Raw genomic sequence first — 13,449 nt, 5'->3', positions numbered from 1 at the left:
CTGCGTATCACGATGAAGCATTCCCTGCTGGCCGCCCTGCTGATCGCCAGCCTGCCGGCCTGGGCCGACGGGCCGATCTATCTGTGCATCGACAGCGCCGGGCGCAAGGAACTGACCGATATGAGCAAGCCCGGCTGCAAGCTGCTCGACCTGCCGGGCGCGATTCCCGCACCGAAACGGGCCGACACCAAGACCGCCGCCAAGCTGCCGCCGCCGGCGCAGACGGCCGCCAGCCCGGCCGACTTTCCCCGTGTCGACAACCTGATGCAAAAGGCACGCGACACCGACCGCCGCCAGATTCTCGACGACGAACTGCGTTCCGAGGAAAAGAAGCTGGCCGAGCTGAAAAAAGCCTTCAACAATGGCGAACCGGAACGGCAGGGCGATGAGAAGAACTACGCCAAATACCAGGCCCGGGTCGCCGAAATGCGCGACAACATCAGCCGCTCCGAGAAGAATATCGAAGCCCTGAAGCGCGAGATCGCCAACGTCAAATGAACAGCCACCCGCCCGCCGCGCTGGCCGGGCTCGATCTGCTGGCCTCGGCCGTGATGCTGGTCGGCGCCGACGGCCACATCGTGTATGTGAACACGGCCGGTGAAAATCTGCTCGATTCCTCGCTCAAGGCCCTGACCCGCCAGAGTCTGCAAGACCTGTTTCTGAATGGGGCCGACCTGCTGCGCCTGGTCGAGCACGCGCGCGCCCACAGCTTTGCCGATGTGCGCCAGGAACTGAGCCTGGAGCGGCCCGGGCGCGAGCCGCTGCACGTGCACGCCATCATTTCCTCGAGCGATGGCGAGCTGACCGTGATCGAGCTGCGCGAGAACGTCCAGCAGCTCAAGCAGGACCGCGAAGAGCGCCTGCTCGACCAGAGCCAGATGAACAAGGAGCTGATCCGCAATCTGGCCCATGAAATCAAAAACCCGCTCGGCGGCATCCGCGGCGCGGCCCAGCTGCTCGAACTCGAGCTGCCGCCGCGCGAGCTGACCCAGCTGCGCGAATACACCCAGGTCATCATCAAAGAGGCCGACCGCCTGCAGACCCTGGTGGACCGCCTGCTGGCGCCGCACCGCCGGCCGCACATCGTGGGCGACGTCAACATCCACGAAGTGTGCGAGCGCGTGCGCAGCCTGATCCTGGCCGAGTTTCCGCAAGGCCTGACGATCCGGCGCGACTACGACACCTCGATCCCCGAATTCCGCGGCGACAAGGAGCAGCTGATCCAGGCCGTGCTCAACATCGCCCACAACGCGGCCCAGGCCCTGGCCGAGCGCATCGAACAGGGCGACGCCGAACTGATTTTCCGCACCCGCGTGGCACGCCAGGTCACGCTCGCCAAGGTGCGCTACGGGCTGGCATTAGATTTGCATATCATCGACAATGGACCGGGCATTCCGCCCCATATCCGTGACCGCATTTTCTATCCCCTGGTGTCGGGGCGCGATGGCGGCAGCGGACTGGGGCTCACCTTGGCGCAGACCTTTGTGCAACAACACATGGGCGTGATCGAGTGTGAAAGCCGGCCGGGCTGGACCGACTTCAGGATTTTGATACCGCTGCCCTGAAACTCGGCTCCACGATTGTTGATCCAACGTGGAATGTGCTAACTAATGAAACCTATCTGGATTGTCGATGACGATGCCTCGATTCGCTGGGTGCTTGAAAAAGCCCTGGCGCGCGAGAACCTGGCCACGCGCAGCTTTTCCAATGCGCGCGAGGCCCTAGCCGCCCTAGACACCGAAACGCCCCAGGTCCTCGTCTCCGATATCCGGATGCCGGGCACGTCCGGCCTCGAGCTGCTGCAGACCGTCAAGGGCCGCTTCCCCGGCCTGCCCGTCATCATCATGACGGCCTTCTCCGACCTCGATTCGGCCGTGGCCGCGTTCCAGGGCGGGGCCTTCGAATACCTGGCCAAGCCCTTCGACATCGACAAGGCCGTCGAGCTGATCCGGCGCGCCCTGGATGAGTCGCTGCGTGAGACGGCGATTGAGTCAGGGCCGGTGGAAACGCCCGAAATCATCGGCCAGGCGCCGGCCATGCAGGAGGTCTTCCGCGCCATTGGCCGCCTGTCGCAGTCGAACGTGACGGTGTTAATCACCGGCGAATCCGGCACCGGCAAGGAACTGGTGGCGCGCGCCCTGCACAAGCACAGTCCGCGCGCGGCCCAGCCCTTCATCGCGCTCAACACGGCGGCGATTCCCAAGGACCTGCTCGAGTCCGAGCTGTTCGGCCACGAGCGCGGCGCGTTTACCGGCGCCCAGGCCACGCGGCGCGGCCGCTTCGAGCAGGCCGAGGGCGGCACGCTGTTCCTCGACGAAATCGGCGACATGCCCTTCGATCTGCAGACGCGCCTGTTGCGTGTGCTGTCCGACGGCCATTTCTACCGCGTCGGCGGGCACCAGCCGATGAAGGCCAATGTGCGCGTGATCACGGCCACGCACCAGAATCTCGAGCAGCGCGTGCGCGAAGGCCTGTTCCGTGAAGACCTGTATCACCGGCTGAATGTGATCCGCCTGCGCCTGCCCAGTTTGCGGGAGCGGCGCGAGGACATCCCCATTCTGGTGCGTCACTTTTTGGTGCAGAGCGCGCGCCAGCTGGGGGTCGAAGCCAAGCGCATGTCGGACAGCGCGCTCAGCTTCCTGTGTTCGCTCGAACTGCCGGGCAATGTGCGCCAGCTCGAAAACCTGTGCAACTGGATCACCGTGATGGCGCCCGGCCAGGTGGTCGAGATCAAGGACCTGCCGCACGACCTGACCCAAGGCAGCGGCGCCAGCATCGACAGCGCCGCGACCGAGCCGCAGCGCGAGGCGCCGGCAGCGCTGGCGGTGGCGTCGATGAATGGCGCGGCACCGGCCACGGCGGCCGAGAATCCGCTGCTGGCATCGCTGGGCGTGAGCGGCGGCTGGGTCGATCTGCTCGAGTTGCAGGCCGCCAGCATGCTGGGCGCCGGCCAGAGCGACATCATGGACGCGCTCAGCCGCCAGTTCGAATCGGCGCTGATCAAGACCGCCTTGCGCCACACGCACGGGCGCAAGCACGACGCCGCGATCCGGCTCGGCATCGGCCGCAACACCATCACCCGCAAGATCGCCGAGCTCGGCATCGAAGGCGCCAAAGGCGACTAATACCAAACGGTGTCAGGTCCGGCAATCGGACATCGGGGAACTTTTCCGTTGCACGGAAAAGTTCCCCGATGTCCGATTGCCGGACCTGACACCGTTTGGTTTCTATTCGACGAAGACGGCGGCGCTGCGCGCGGGGATGCTGAAACTGCCGCTGGCGCTGCTGTAACTGGCGGCTTTGACGCGCGCATCGACGCCGGCCGCTTGCTGGGGATGCAGGCTTAGGTTCTTGCCGATCAGTTCGGGGACAGTCAGGCTGAGCGCGGCAGGGGTGACGTTGATGAGCACGGTCACGCTCTGCCAGTTGGCGCCCGCATGGCCGCGGCCGTCGATGCGCAGGGCGATCAGGCCGGGCACCTGCTTGCTACCCGTGTTCAGGAAACTGAGCCGGTCCTTCACGTCCTGCGCTGTGCGCAAACGGAACAGGCTGCTACTGCGGCGGATCGTCAGCAAATCGAGGAAGACCTCGCGTGCGCTTTCAATATCCGCCGGGCTCGGCTTGATGTTCGGATTCGTCAGGATCGGCCGCATCAGATTCCAGCTGTCGCCGTTCTTCTCGGCCGAGGGCAGGCCGACGCCGAAGTTATTGCTCTGGTAGCTGAAGTCGAGCGCGTTGAACCAGTCGCCGGCGTTGTAGCTGTCGCGGTCAAGCGACTTGGAACGCAGTAGCTCCTGGCCGGCATGGATGAAGGGCACGCCCTGGGCGAACAGCACGAGCGCGGCGCCCAGATTCTGCACGCGCACGCGCTCGGCCTGGCTGGTCGCGCTCGGCAGCTTGTAGGCGTTGATGTCGAACAGGGTCTGGTTGTCGTGCGCCTCGATGTAGTTGATGGTCTCGGCCGGCGCGCCTGTGAAGCCGGCGCCCTGGCCGAAGTAATCGATCTCGCTGTTCTGGCGCGGATTGCCGAAGCGGTCGGTGAAGCGGTAATCCTTCAGGCTGGCCGACAGGCTTACTTTGATGAGGTCGCCCAGGCGCAGCAGCTCATCCGGGGTCTGGCTGCTGGTGGCATTGCGGTCGTAGGCCACGCCATTGATGAAGCCTTGCTGGCTGAGCAGGGCGGCCCCGCTGTCGCAGCAGCCGCCGCCGCGCACGCTGTCGCGGATGCGGTCGTTGAAGGCGCCGATGCCGGTGCCGGCAAGATTGGCCTGGCGCGCCTGGCGAAAGCGCGCATCGTTGGCGACGGCGCCGAAATTCCAGGCTTCGCCGTACAGGTAGATGTCGCGCCCGGCGGCATTGCGTACGCTGCTTTGCACTTGCTGGATCAGGGCCAGCGGCATCATGCCCATGATGTCGAAGCGGAAGCTGTCGATCGCGTATTGCTGCGCCCACAGATTGATGCTGTCGACCACCAGCTTGCCCATCATGGCGTTCTCGGTGGCGGTGTCGGCGCAGCAGCTGTCGTTGAGAATTTCGCCGCTGGCGTTCAGGCGGTAGTAGTAGCCGGGCACGATTTTGTCGAGCACGGATTTGCTGCCTTGCTTGCTGTCCGCAGTGTGGTTGTAGACCACGTCCATGGCCACGCGCAGGCCGCTCTCGTGCAGGGACTTGACCATGGCGCGGTATTCGCGGATGCGCGCCAGGCCGTCGCTGGCGTCACTCGCATACGATCCTTCGGGCGCGTTGTAGTGCTGCGGATCGTAGCCCCAGTTGAAGCAGTCGCTGTCCTTGCTGGCGGCGACGGCGGCCTGCTGCTGCTCGCTGTCGGCGGCGGCCGCGGGAATGCTTGGCGTCGTGCAGCCGGCCTCGTTCACGCTGCTCATGTCGGCCGTGGGCAGCAGGTGGATATGGGTCAGGCCGGCCTTGGCCAGGCGCTGCAGATGGCGCATGCCGTTCGCGCCGGTGTCGGTGAAGGCCAGGTACTTGCCGCGGTGCGCGGCCGGTACGCTGGCGTCGCTGGCGCTGAAGTCGCGCACGTGCAACTCGTAGATGGCGATGTCGGCCGGGTGGGCGAGGGCGGGGATGCTGTGCCCGTCCCAGCCGGCCGGCTTGGTCGCCGCGCTGGCCAGATTGGCCAGGAAGCTGCGGCTGCCATTGGCGTTCAGGCTGACCGAATACGGGTCGGTCACTTCGTTCGTGACGATGCTGTTGTTGGCCCATCGCGAGAACACGTTGACGCTGTAGCTGTAGTAGGCGCTATTGGTCCAGGCGGCGCTTGGCGCTGTGTAGCTCCACACGCCGCTGGCGCTGTCTTCGCTCATGTCGACGGTCTGCTGGCTGCTGCCGTTGTAGATGTTGAGCTTGACGCTGCGCGCCGTCGGCGCCCACACGCGCACGGTCGCGACGCCATTCGCATCGAAACTGGGACCGAGCGTGAGCTTGGCGGCCGCAGCCGCGTACAGATCGTCGAGTACGCCCTGGATCTGCACCTGCTTGACTTCGGCCAGGCCGCCGCCCGCATCGAAACGGGCCAGCACGACCTGGCCCTTGAGACGCGTGCGCGTTTGGGCCAGCTGATCGCTGGGCAGCTTGAGCACCAGACCGGCGCTGCTGGTTTCGGCGCTCAGGGCCACGCTGCCGTCGGCGCCGTTCACGCCGGCCGTGCTCGCGCTGATGCCGCCATTGGCTGCATAGAACAGTTTGTAGCTGCTGGCCGCGCTTGCGCCCGGCCAGAGCAAGCTGCCGGCGGTCTACCAGTAAGTGCTCGCTTCGCCAATTGCGATGCTGGTCGGCGCGCTGGGCGTCGGCGTGGGCGCCGGGGCCGGGCTGGAAAGGCTGGAACCTCCGCCACCGCCACCGCCGCAGGCGCTCAGGCTCAGGCCCAGGGCCGCCGCCAGCACCAGCTGGGTGAAAATCCGCATGCTGTCTCCCTATTTTTAAGTTGGTAGCAATACTACGTCATATAAGCGTGTAAATCGAGAATAAAACGTAGTATTGCTACATATTGACATTGGTGTAAGCTTAAACTTTCACTCCGGAGCACCCATGCTGATCAATTGCGTCGTCTACCAGGAAGGTAAGAAGCTGTCGGACATTCCGGTGGAGGCGATCAGCGACTATCTTGAGCGGCCCGGCTGCTTCGTCTGGGTGGCCCTGCGCGACGCGACGCCCGAGGAACTGGCGACCCTGCAGGCCGAATTCCAGCTGCATGCGCTGGCCGTGGAGGACGCCCAGCGCGGCAACCAGCGCCCGAAAATCGAGGAATACGGCGACACGCTGTTCGCCGTCGTGCAGATGCTGGAATTCGAGGGGCAAGAGCTGGTGCTTGGCGAACTCGACGTTTTCGCCGGACCGAACTTCGTGCTGTCCAACCGCAATCACAGCAATCAAGGCTTCCTTGGGGTGCGCGCGCGCGCCGAGCGCGAGCCGCATCTGCTGGCCCAGGGCTCATCCTTCGTGCTGTACGCGCTGATGGATGCGGTGGTGGACCGTTATTTCCCGCTGGTCGATACGCTCGAGCGCGAGCTGGAAGAAATCGAGGACCGCATCTTTCTCGACGGCGCCGCGCGCGACAATATCGAGCGCCTGTACGCCCTCAAGCGCAAGGTGCTGATGCTGCGCCACGCGGTCACGCCGCTGATGGAGGCGGTCGGCAAACTGTACGGGGGCAGGGTGCCGGGCCTGTGCAGCGACACCCAGGAATATTTCCGCGACGTGCACGACCACCTGGTGCGCATCAACACCAGTGTCGACACGATCCGCGACACCATCGGCACCGCCATCCAGGTCAACCTGTCGATGGTGGCCATCGCCGAGAACGAGGTCAACAAGCGACTGGCGGCCTGGGCCGCTATCTTCGCGATCTTCACGGCCTTTGCCGGGATCTGGGGCATGAACTTTGAGTACATGCCCGAACTCAAATGGCATTTCGGCTATCCCGCCGCGCTCGCGGTCATGTTCGGCATTTGCGGCTATCTGTACTACCGCTTCCGCAAGGCCAAGTGGCTGTAGCCGGCTTCACTCAGGAGGACGCTATGAATCCCGTTGTGCACTTTGAAATGCCGTATGAGGACCAGGCCCGCATCACCGACTTCTACCGCCGCGCTTTCGATTGGGAACTGGCGGCGCTCGGCGCGGAAATGGGCGATTATGTGATCGCCACCACGGCCCCGACCGCGGCGGGACGCCCGACCCAGCCGGGCACCATCAATGGCGGCTTCTTCAAAAAGAATCCGGCCTGGCCGCTGCAGTTTCCGTCGGTGGTGATTGCGGTCGAGGACATCACGGCGGCGATGGGCAAGGTCAAGGATGCGGGCGGCACCTTGCTCGGCGAGCCGATGGCGATTCCGGGCGTCGGGCAGTATGTGTCTTTCGTCGATTCCGAAGGCAACCGCGTGAGCATGCTGCAGCCGATTCCGCCCGGTTCGCATGGCTAGGCGGCCGCTGCGCCTGGCGGCGGCCCAGAGCGCCGCACGCGCGGGCGATGTGGCGGCCAATCTGGCCCGCCATGCCGACTTCGTGCGGGTGGCGCGCGCGGCTGGCGCCGACTTGCTGCTGTTTCCGGAACTGTCGCTGAGCGGCTACGAGCCGGCCCATGTGGCCGCCTGCGCGCTGGCGCCCGACGATGCCCGTCTCGCGGCCCTGGTCTGTCCCGGCATGCAGGTCATCGTCGGTGCGCCGCTGCGTGCGCCCGATCCGGCGCGCCCTTTCATCGGCAGCCTCTGTCTGCATGGCGACGGGCGCCGCAGTGTCTATCGCAAGCAGCATCTGCATCCGGGTGAGGAGGCGTTTGCCAGCGCGGGGCCGTCCGGCGCGTCGGTGTTCGAGGTGCAGGGCGTGGCCTGCGCCCAGGCGATTTGCGCCGACATCAGCCAGGCCAGCCATCCGGCTGCCGCGCGCGCTGCCGGGGCGGACGTCTATCTGGCCGGTGTGCTGATCTCCGTCAGCGGCTATGCGCATGACGCGGCCCTGTTGCAGGGGCATGCGGCGCGCGAACAGATGCTGGTGCTGATGGCCAATCATGGCGCGCCCTCGGGCGGATATGACAGCGCAGGCCGCAGCGCCTGCTGGGACGCGCAGGGCCGGCTGGTGGCGGCGCTGCCCGGCTCCGGCGAAGCCCTGCTGTTGATCGATGTGCATGCGGACGGCCACACGGCTGCCCAGATTCTGGAGGTGTGAAGGTGAAGAACCCGGCGATTCTGTATCCCGTCTTTGGGCTGGCGGCCCTGACCGTGTCCATCCTGCCCTTCATTCTGCGCGCGCGCATCGCGGCCAGCGTGAAGCGCGAAGTGACGCCGGCCGATTTTCGCTACGGCGAATCGGCGCGCGTGCCCGGCCATGTCAGTCTGCCCAACCGCAACTACATGAATCTGCTGGAACTGCCCGTGCTGTTCTACGTGATCTGCGCGCTGCTCTACGCGGCCGAGGCGGCCACGCCGCTGCTGGTCCAGCTGGCCTGGGCCTATGTGGGGCTGCGCGCGGCGCACAGCCTGATCCACCTGAGCTACAACAATGTGCTGCACCGGCTGGCCGCTTTCGCGGCCAGCAATGTGGTGTTGGTGCTGCTGTGGGTAATGGCGGGGACGGTGCTGCTCTGATCAGCCGTTCTTGATGTCGAGGGCCACGGCCTCGGCGACGCGGATGCCGTCGATGCCGGCCGACATGATGCCGCCCGCATAGCCGGCCCCTTCGCCGGCCGGATACAGGCCGCGCGTGTTCAGGCTCTGCAGATCGTCGTCGCGCCGCTTGATGCGGATCGGCGAAGAAGTGCGCGTCTCGACCCCGGTCAGCACGGCGTCGTGCTTGTAGTAGCCCTTGATCTGCTTGTCGAAGGCGACGAAGGCCTCGCGCATGGCGCTGATCGCGTACTCGGGCAGGGCGCTGCCGAGGTCGGTCAGGTGTACGCCCGGCTTGAAGCTCGGCACCACCTGGCCAAACGCGGTCGAGGGCACGCCTTTGACGAAGTCGCCCATCAGCTGGCCCGGCGCGTCATAGGTGCCGCCGCCGAGCACGAAGGCGCGCGACTCGAGTTCGCGCTGGAAGGCGATGCCGGCCAGCGGGTGGCCCGGATAGTCGGCCGGTGAAATGCCGACCACGATGGCGCTGTTGGCATTGCGTTCAGCGCGCGAATACTGGCTCATGCCATTCGTGACGACGCGGCCTTCTTCGGAACTGGCGGCCACCACGGTGCCGCCCGGGCACATGCAGAAGCTGTAGACCGAGCGCCCATTGCTGGCGTGGTGGACGATCTTGTAGTCGGCCGCGCCGAGCAGCTTGTCGCCGGCCGCCGCGCCCCAGCGGCAGGTGTCGATCAGCGACTGCGGGTGCTCGACCCGGAAGCCGATCGAAAACGGCTTGGCTTCGATGTAGACGCCGCGCTCATACAGCATGGAGAAGGTGTCGCGCGCGCTGTGGCCGATGGCCAGCACCAGGTGACGCGTCGGCAGGAATTCGCCATTCGACAGCTGCACGCCCTTGACGCGGCGCGCGCTGCCTTCGCCTTCGACAACCAGATCGGTGACCTTGGTTTCGAAACGGATTTCGCCGCCGAGGGCGGTGATCTCGTCGCGGATCTGCTCGACCATCTTCACCAGGCGGAAGGTGCCGATGTGCGGCTTGCTGACGTACAGGATGTCGTCGGGCGCACCGGCCTTGACGAACTCGGTCAGCACCTTGCGGCCATAGTGTTTCGGGTCCTTCACCCCGCTGTACAGCTTACCGTCGGAGAAGGTGCCGGCCCCGCCTTCGCCGAACTGCACGTTCGACTCCGGGTTCAGTTCGCGCTTGCGCCAGAAGCCGAAGGTATCGACCGTGCGCTCGCGCACCGGCTTGCCGCGTTCGAGCACGATCGGGCGCAGGCCCATCTGGGCCAGGATCAGCGCACACATGAAGCCGCACGGGCCCATGCCGATCACCACCGGCCGTTCGTGCGGCGGCAACGCGCTGGCCTGGGCGACGAAGTGGTAATCCATGTCTGGCGTCGGCACCACCTGCGGGTCGCGCTTGAACTTGGCCAGCACGGCGGCCTCGTCGCGCAGGTTCAGGTCGAGCGAGTAGATGAAGGCAATCTCGGACTTGCGGCGCGCGTCGGGACTGCGCTTGTGCACGGTCCAGGACAGCAGGTCGGCCGGCGCAATGCCGAGACGGGCCACGATGGCGCGGGGCAGGTCGTCGGCGGCATGGTGCAGAGGCAGTTTCAGTTCATTCAGACGGATCATCTTTCGGGGCAATAGTTATTGGCCAAGGAACTATTGTAGCGCGCTTCCGCCTGGGTCCCAAGTTTCCATGAGTTTAGGGAATATGCATAAGAGCAAAAGTCATGTTGACGAAAGGCAACTATATATTGACTACATACGTAAATACTGCTCCACTGTAAAGCTTGTGTAACTAAATGTTGCGCAAACGGTGAGAGTGGTGGCCGTGCACGGCTGCCAGGTGTAGACAATCCAAGAAAAGGAAGTCTTTATGACCCAAGAAAAAATTTTGGCGCGTTCTTTGCGACTGATGTTCTCCGGCGGCCTGCTGGCCGGTCTGGTGGCGCCAGCGATGGCCCAGCAGGCACCCGAGGCCCAGAAAGTGGAGCAGGTGTTCGTGACCGGTACCCGCATCACCAGCCCGGGCGCGACCTCGAATAGCCCGATTTCCTCGCTGAATGCGGAAGAAATCAAGTCCGGCCAGCCGATGGCCGTGGAAGAATTCTTCAAGAACCTGCCGTCCGCCGTGCCCGCCGTGGGCCCGGGCACGAATAACGGCACCGGCGGCGGCGCCACCATCGACCTGCGTGGTCTGGGCGCGAACCGCACGCTGGTGCTGGTCAACGGCCGCCGCATGGTGCCGTTCAACCTGAACGGTACGGTCGACACCAACTCGATCCCCATCGCGTTGCTGTCGCGCGTCGATCTGGTCACCGGCGGCGCCTCGGTCGTGTACGGCGCCGACGCCGTCTCGGGTGTGGTCAACTTCAACCTCAAGCGCAATTTCACCGGCATCGACCTGTCGGGTGAGCAGGGCATTTCGGCCGAGGGCGACGCCAAGCGCCGCCGCCTCGACCTGACCATGGGCGCGACCCTGGACGGCGGCAAGGGCAATGTGGCCCTGTCGATCGGCAAGACCAAGGTCGACCCGCTGATGGCCGGCGACCGCCCGATCGGCAAGACCACGACCAACTCGGTGAACGGCCTGTTCTCCGGTTCCAGCACCACGATTCCGGGTGTGGTCAGCATCGCCAAGGGCACCAATGGCACCGGCAGCCTGGCCGGTAGCCAGCAGATCAACCCGAGCACCGGCGTGCTGAGCCCGCTGCAGGATTCGGGCACCTACAACACCAACCCGCTCAACTATTTCGTGACCGGGCTGGAGCGCACTCAAGCCACCGCCCTGGGCAATTATCGCGTCAACGACAACCTCGAGGTCTACTCCGAGGTGTTCTACACGACCAGTTTCGTGGCTGCCCAGCTGGCCGAATCGGGCACCTTCGGCAACACCTACCAGGTGCCGATCGGTAACCCCTTCATCCCCGACGCGGCCCGCAAGCAGATCTGCGACTGGCGCGGCATCTCGGCCGCCAACTGCGTGGTCGGCAACACCACCCTGGTGCCGATGGCCTCGAGCCGCCGCTTCGTCGAGCTGGGCCCGCGTTACCAGACCTTCGACAACAAGACCCTGCAGTACACGATCGGCGCCAAAGGTTCGCTGCCGTTCGACTGGAACTACGATGCCTACTGGACGCGCGGCACGGCCGATCAGATCCAGTCGCGTAAGAACTGGGGTTCGCTGTCCAAGGTCAAGCAGGCGCTGAACGCGGTCAGCACCACCGCCTGCGTCGACGCCTCGAATGGCTGCGTGCCGCTGAACATCTGGGGCGGCGCCGGTTCGATCACCCCGGCCATGCTGAACTTCCTCAACCTGTCGACCCTGCTGAGCCAGAAAGTCGAACAGGATGTGGGCCTGGCCTCGATCTCGGGCGATCTCGGCGACAAGCTGGTCAGCCCCTTCGCCAACACCCCGATCAATATGTCGCTGACCCTCGAGCAGCGCAAGGTTTCGGCCGGCACGCTGTCCGACCAGCCTTCGCAGATCCAGGGTGAAGTGCTGGGCACGGGCGCGCCGACGCCGGACCGCCGCGGTTCCTTCCGTCTGCGCGAGGAAGCGACCGAATTCGCGCTGCCGCTGGTCAAGGATAAATTCCTGGCCAAGGCCATCAACCTCGAGCTCGGCTACCGCCACACCAACTTCGATTCCGGTTCCTCGGCCTCGAAGAGCTATGGCAGCTACAAGTACGGCGGCGAGTGGGCCGTGGTCGACACCTGGCGTCTGCGCGGCATGGTGCAGAAAGCCACCCGTTCGCCCAACGTGAACGAGCTGTTCGCGCCGCAGGTGACCGGCCTGTCGAACGTGGCGACCGACCCCTGCCAGCTGGACCTGATCAAGGCGGGCGATGCCAACACGGCCGGCACCCTGTCGAATCTGTGCCGTCTGACCGGCGTGCCGACCAATGTGATCGGCGCGGTGGCCAAGCCGTCCTCGGGCCAGATCAACAACCTGTCTGGCGGTAATCCGGAACTCGGTCCGGAAGTGGCCAAGACCAAGACCATCGGCTTCGTCTGGGAACCGCTGCCGAAGATGGTGGTGACGGTCGACCATTACGAGATCAAGATCACGGACGCCGTCTCGAGCCCGTCGACGACCGATATGCTCGATGGCTGCTACAACCCGACCTACAACCCGACCTATGCCTTCAATGCGGCCTGCGCGAACATCTTCCGCAATCCGCAGAACGGCACCCTGAATGGCGTCGAGTCGAAGGGCGTGTTCACGGCCAGCTCGAACCTGGGCAAGCTGAAGTCGGCCGGCTACGACCTGAGCGTGGCCTACCGTCTGCCGCTGAAGCAGCTCGGTGCCGATCCGAAGTGGGGTAATCTGGACCTGAGCCTGATGTACAACCAGGTGCAGACCAACACCTTCCAGGCGACCCCGGCGGCGATCAACCGCAACTGCCTCGGCTATTACTCGGTGGCCTGCGGCGCGCCCAACTACAAGCGCAAGTGGAACCAGCGTACCAGCTGGAGCTTCGGCGAGTTCGTGTTCGGCTACAACTGGCGTCATGTCAGCGGCATGATCGAAGAGCCGGGCGGCACCGACTTCCTGCCGGCCTTCTCGACCATCCCCGCCTACAACTACGTCGACCTGTCGGCCGTGTGGAATGTGTCGAAGAACCTGCGCCTGAACTTCAGCGTCAACAACGCGGGCAACAAGCAGCCTCCGCTGGTGGGCAACAACATTGCCGGTACCTCGGTCAATGGTGGCAACACCCTGCCGCAGGCGTATGACACGGTCGGCCGTGCCTACACCTTCGGCGCCAGCCTGAAGTTCTAAATCACAGCAGTCCTAAGGTTACAGGCGGGCTTCGGCCCGCCTTTTTTTTGCATCCTTTCCGCGCAAACAAATCGG

11 protein-coding genes are annotated in these 13,449 nt (G+C 64.9%); 8 read left to right on the top strand and 3 right to left on the bottom strand.

Annotated features, from left to right (window positions below; all coding sequences use genetic code 11):
• Positions 1 to 12: 12 nt before the first annotated feature.
• Genes LZ005_RS16805 through ntrC form a run of 3 tightly spaced genes read left to right on the top strand, consistent with a single transcriptional unit; the run spans position 13 to position 3,125 of the window.
• On the top strand, positions 13 to 498 hold the full coding sequence (locus LZ005_RS16805) for a DUF4124 domain-containing protein (protein WP_237809653.1): 486 nt from the start codon (positions 13 to 15) through the stop codon (positions 496 to 498).
• The gene (gene glnL, locus LZ005_RS16800; protein ID WP_237809652.1) at positions 495 to 1,565 is read left to right on the top strand and encodes a nitrogen regulation protein NR(II); all 1,071 of its coding nucleotides are present in this window, start codon (positions 495 to 497) and stop codon (positions 1,563 to 1,565) included. Before LZ005_RS16805 ends, glnL begins: the two co-directional genes overlap by 4 nt.
• 45 nt (positions 1,566 to 1,610) lie before the next feature.
• Positions 1,611 to 3,125 (top strand): nitrogen regulation protein NR(I), encoded by a 1,515-nt coding sequence (gene ntrC / locus LZ005_RS16795; protein ID WP_237809651.1) that lies wholly within the window; start codon positions 1,611 to 1,613, stop codon positions 3,123 to 3,125.
• 102 nt (positions 3,126 to 3,227) lie between these two features.
• On the opposite strand, the gene pulA is transcribed toward ntrC, so the two are convergent.
• Together pulA and LZ005_RS21685 are read right to left on the bottom strand one after the other, a co-directional pair.
• Positions 3,228 to 5,738, bottom strand: coding sequence for a pullulanase-type alpha-1,6-glucosidase (pulA, locus tag LZ005_RS16790; RefSeq protein ID WP_269106756.1), 2,511 nt, complete (start codon positions 5,736 to 5,738; stop codon positions 3,228 to 3,230).
• A 12-nt stretch (positions 5,739 to 5,750) separates the two neighbouring features.
• On the bottom strand, positions 5,751 to 5,921 hold the full coding sequence (locus LZ005_RS21685) for a hypothetical protein (protein WP_269106755.1): 171 nt from the start codon (positions 5,919 to 5,921) through the stop codon (positions 5,751 to 5,753).
• Positions 5,922 to 6,045: 124 nt separating this feature from the next.
• Here LZ005_RS21685 and corA point away from each other — a divergent pair, with 124 nt between their 5' ends.
• From corA to LZ005_RS16770, 4 genes are read left to right on the top strand one after another with little or no spacing between them, the layout of a single operon-like run.
• Positions 6,046 to 7,011: a magnesium/cobalt transporter CorA gene (corA, locus tag LZ005_RS16785; RefSeq protein WP_237809650.1), complete on the top strand. Its 966-nt coding sequence runs from the start codon at positions 6,046 to 6,048 to the stop codon at positions 7,009 to 7,011.
• Between the two features lie 23 nt (positions 7,012 to 7,034).
• A complete protein-coding gene (locus LZ005_RS16780; RefSeq protein WP_237809649.1) occupies positions 7,035 to 7,436 on the top strand; it encodes a VOC family protein in 402 nt (133 codons plus the stop codon).
• Positions 7,429 to 8,178: a carbon-nitrogen hydrolase family protein gene (locus tag LZ005_RS16775; RefSeq protein ID WP_237809648.1), complete on the top strand. Its 750-nt coding sequence runs from the start codon at positions 7,429 to 7,431 to the stop codon at positions 8,176 to 8,178. The genes LZ005_RS16780 and LZ005_RS16775 overlap by 8 nt, the downstream gene beginning before the upstream one ends.
• Positions 8,175 to 8,597: an MAPEG family protein gene (locus LZ005_RS16770; RefSeq protein WP_237809647.1), complete on the top strand. Its 423-nt coding sequence runs from the start codon at positions 8,175 to 8,177 to the stop codon at positions 8,595 to 8,597. The genes LZ005_RS16775 and LZ005_RS16770 overlap by 4 nt, the downstream gene beginning before the upstream one ends.
• On the opposite strand, the gene LZ005_RS16765 is transcribed toward LZ005_RS16770, so the two are convergent.
• Positions 8,598 to 10,217 carry an NAD(P)/FAD-dependent oxidoreductase gene (locus LZ005_RS16765; protein ID WP_237809646.1) on the bottom strand — a complete coding sequence of 540 codons (1,620 nt, stop codon included), beginning with the start codon at positions 10,215 to 10,217 and terminating at the stop codon, positions 8,598 to 8,600. It lies immediately after the preceding gene.
• Between the two features lie 247 nt (positions 10,218 to 10,464).
• Here LZ005_RS16765 and LZ005_RS16760 point away from each other — a divergent pair, with 247 nt between their 5' ends.
• On the top strand, positions 10,465 to 13,374 hold the full coding sequence (locus LZ005_RS16760) for a TonB-dependent receptor domain-containing protein (RefSeq protein WP_237809645.1): 2,910 nt from the start codon (positions 10,465 to 10,467) through the stop codon (positions 13,372 to 13,374).
• Positions 13,375 to 13,449: the final 75 nt, after the last annotated feature.

Origin of the sequence: Massilia sp. TS11 (assembly GCF_022012445.1) — a bacterium.
Taxonomy (GTDB): domain Bacteria; phylum Pseudomonadota; class Gammaproteobacteria; order Burkholderiales; family Burkholderiaceae_D; genus Telluria.
Note: the sequence above shows the minus strand (reverse complement) of the source record. Positions and strands in the feature narration are given on the sequence as shown.

Coding starts and splice junctions, on each gene's coding strand:
- LZ005_RS16780 (WP_237809649.1), top strand. CDS start 7,035: ATGAATCCCGTTGTGCACTTTGAAATGCCGTATGAGGACCAGGCCCGC.
- LZ005_RS16760 (WP_237809645.1), top strand. CDS start 10,465: ATGACCCAAGAAAAAATTTTGGCGCGTTCTTTGCGACTGATGTTCTCC.
- corA (WP_237809650.1), top strand. CDS start 6,046: ATGCTGATCAATTGCGTCGTCTACCAGGAAGGTAAGAAGCTGTCGGAC.
- ntrC (WP_237809651.1), top strand. CDS start 1,611: ATGAAACCTATCTGGATTGTCGATGACGATGCCTCGATTCGCTGGGTG.
- LZ005_RS16805 (WP_237809653.1), top strand. CDS start 13: ATGAAGCATTCCCTGCTGGCCGCCCTGCTGATCGCCAGCCTGCCGGCC.
- LZ005_RS16765 (WP_237809646.1), bottom strand. CDS start 10,217: ATGATCCGTCTGAATGAACTGAAACTGCCTCTGCACCATGCCGCCGAC.
- glnL (WP_237809652.1), top strand. CDS start 495: ATGAACAGCCACCCGCCCGCCGCGCTGGCCGGGCTCGATCTGCTGGCC.
- LZ005_RS16775 (WP_237809648.1), top strand. CDS start 7,429: ATGGCTAGGCGGCCGCTGCGCCTGGCGGCGGCCCAGAGCGCCGCACGC.
- LZ005_RS21685 (WP_269106755.1), bottom strand. CDS start 5,921: ATGCGGATTTTCACCCAGCTGGTGCTGGCGGCGGCCCTGGGCCTGAGC.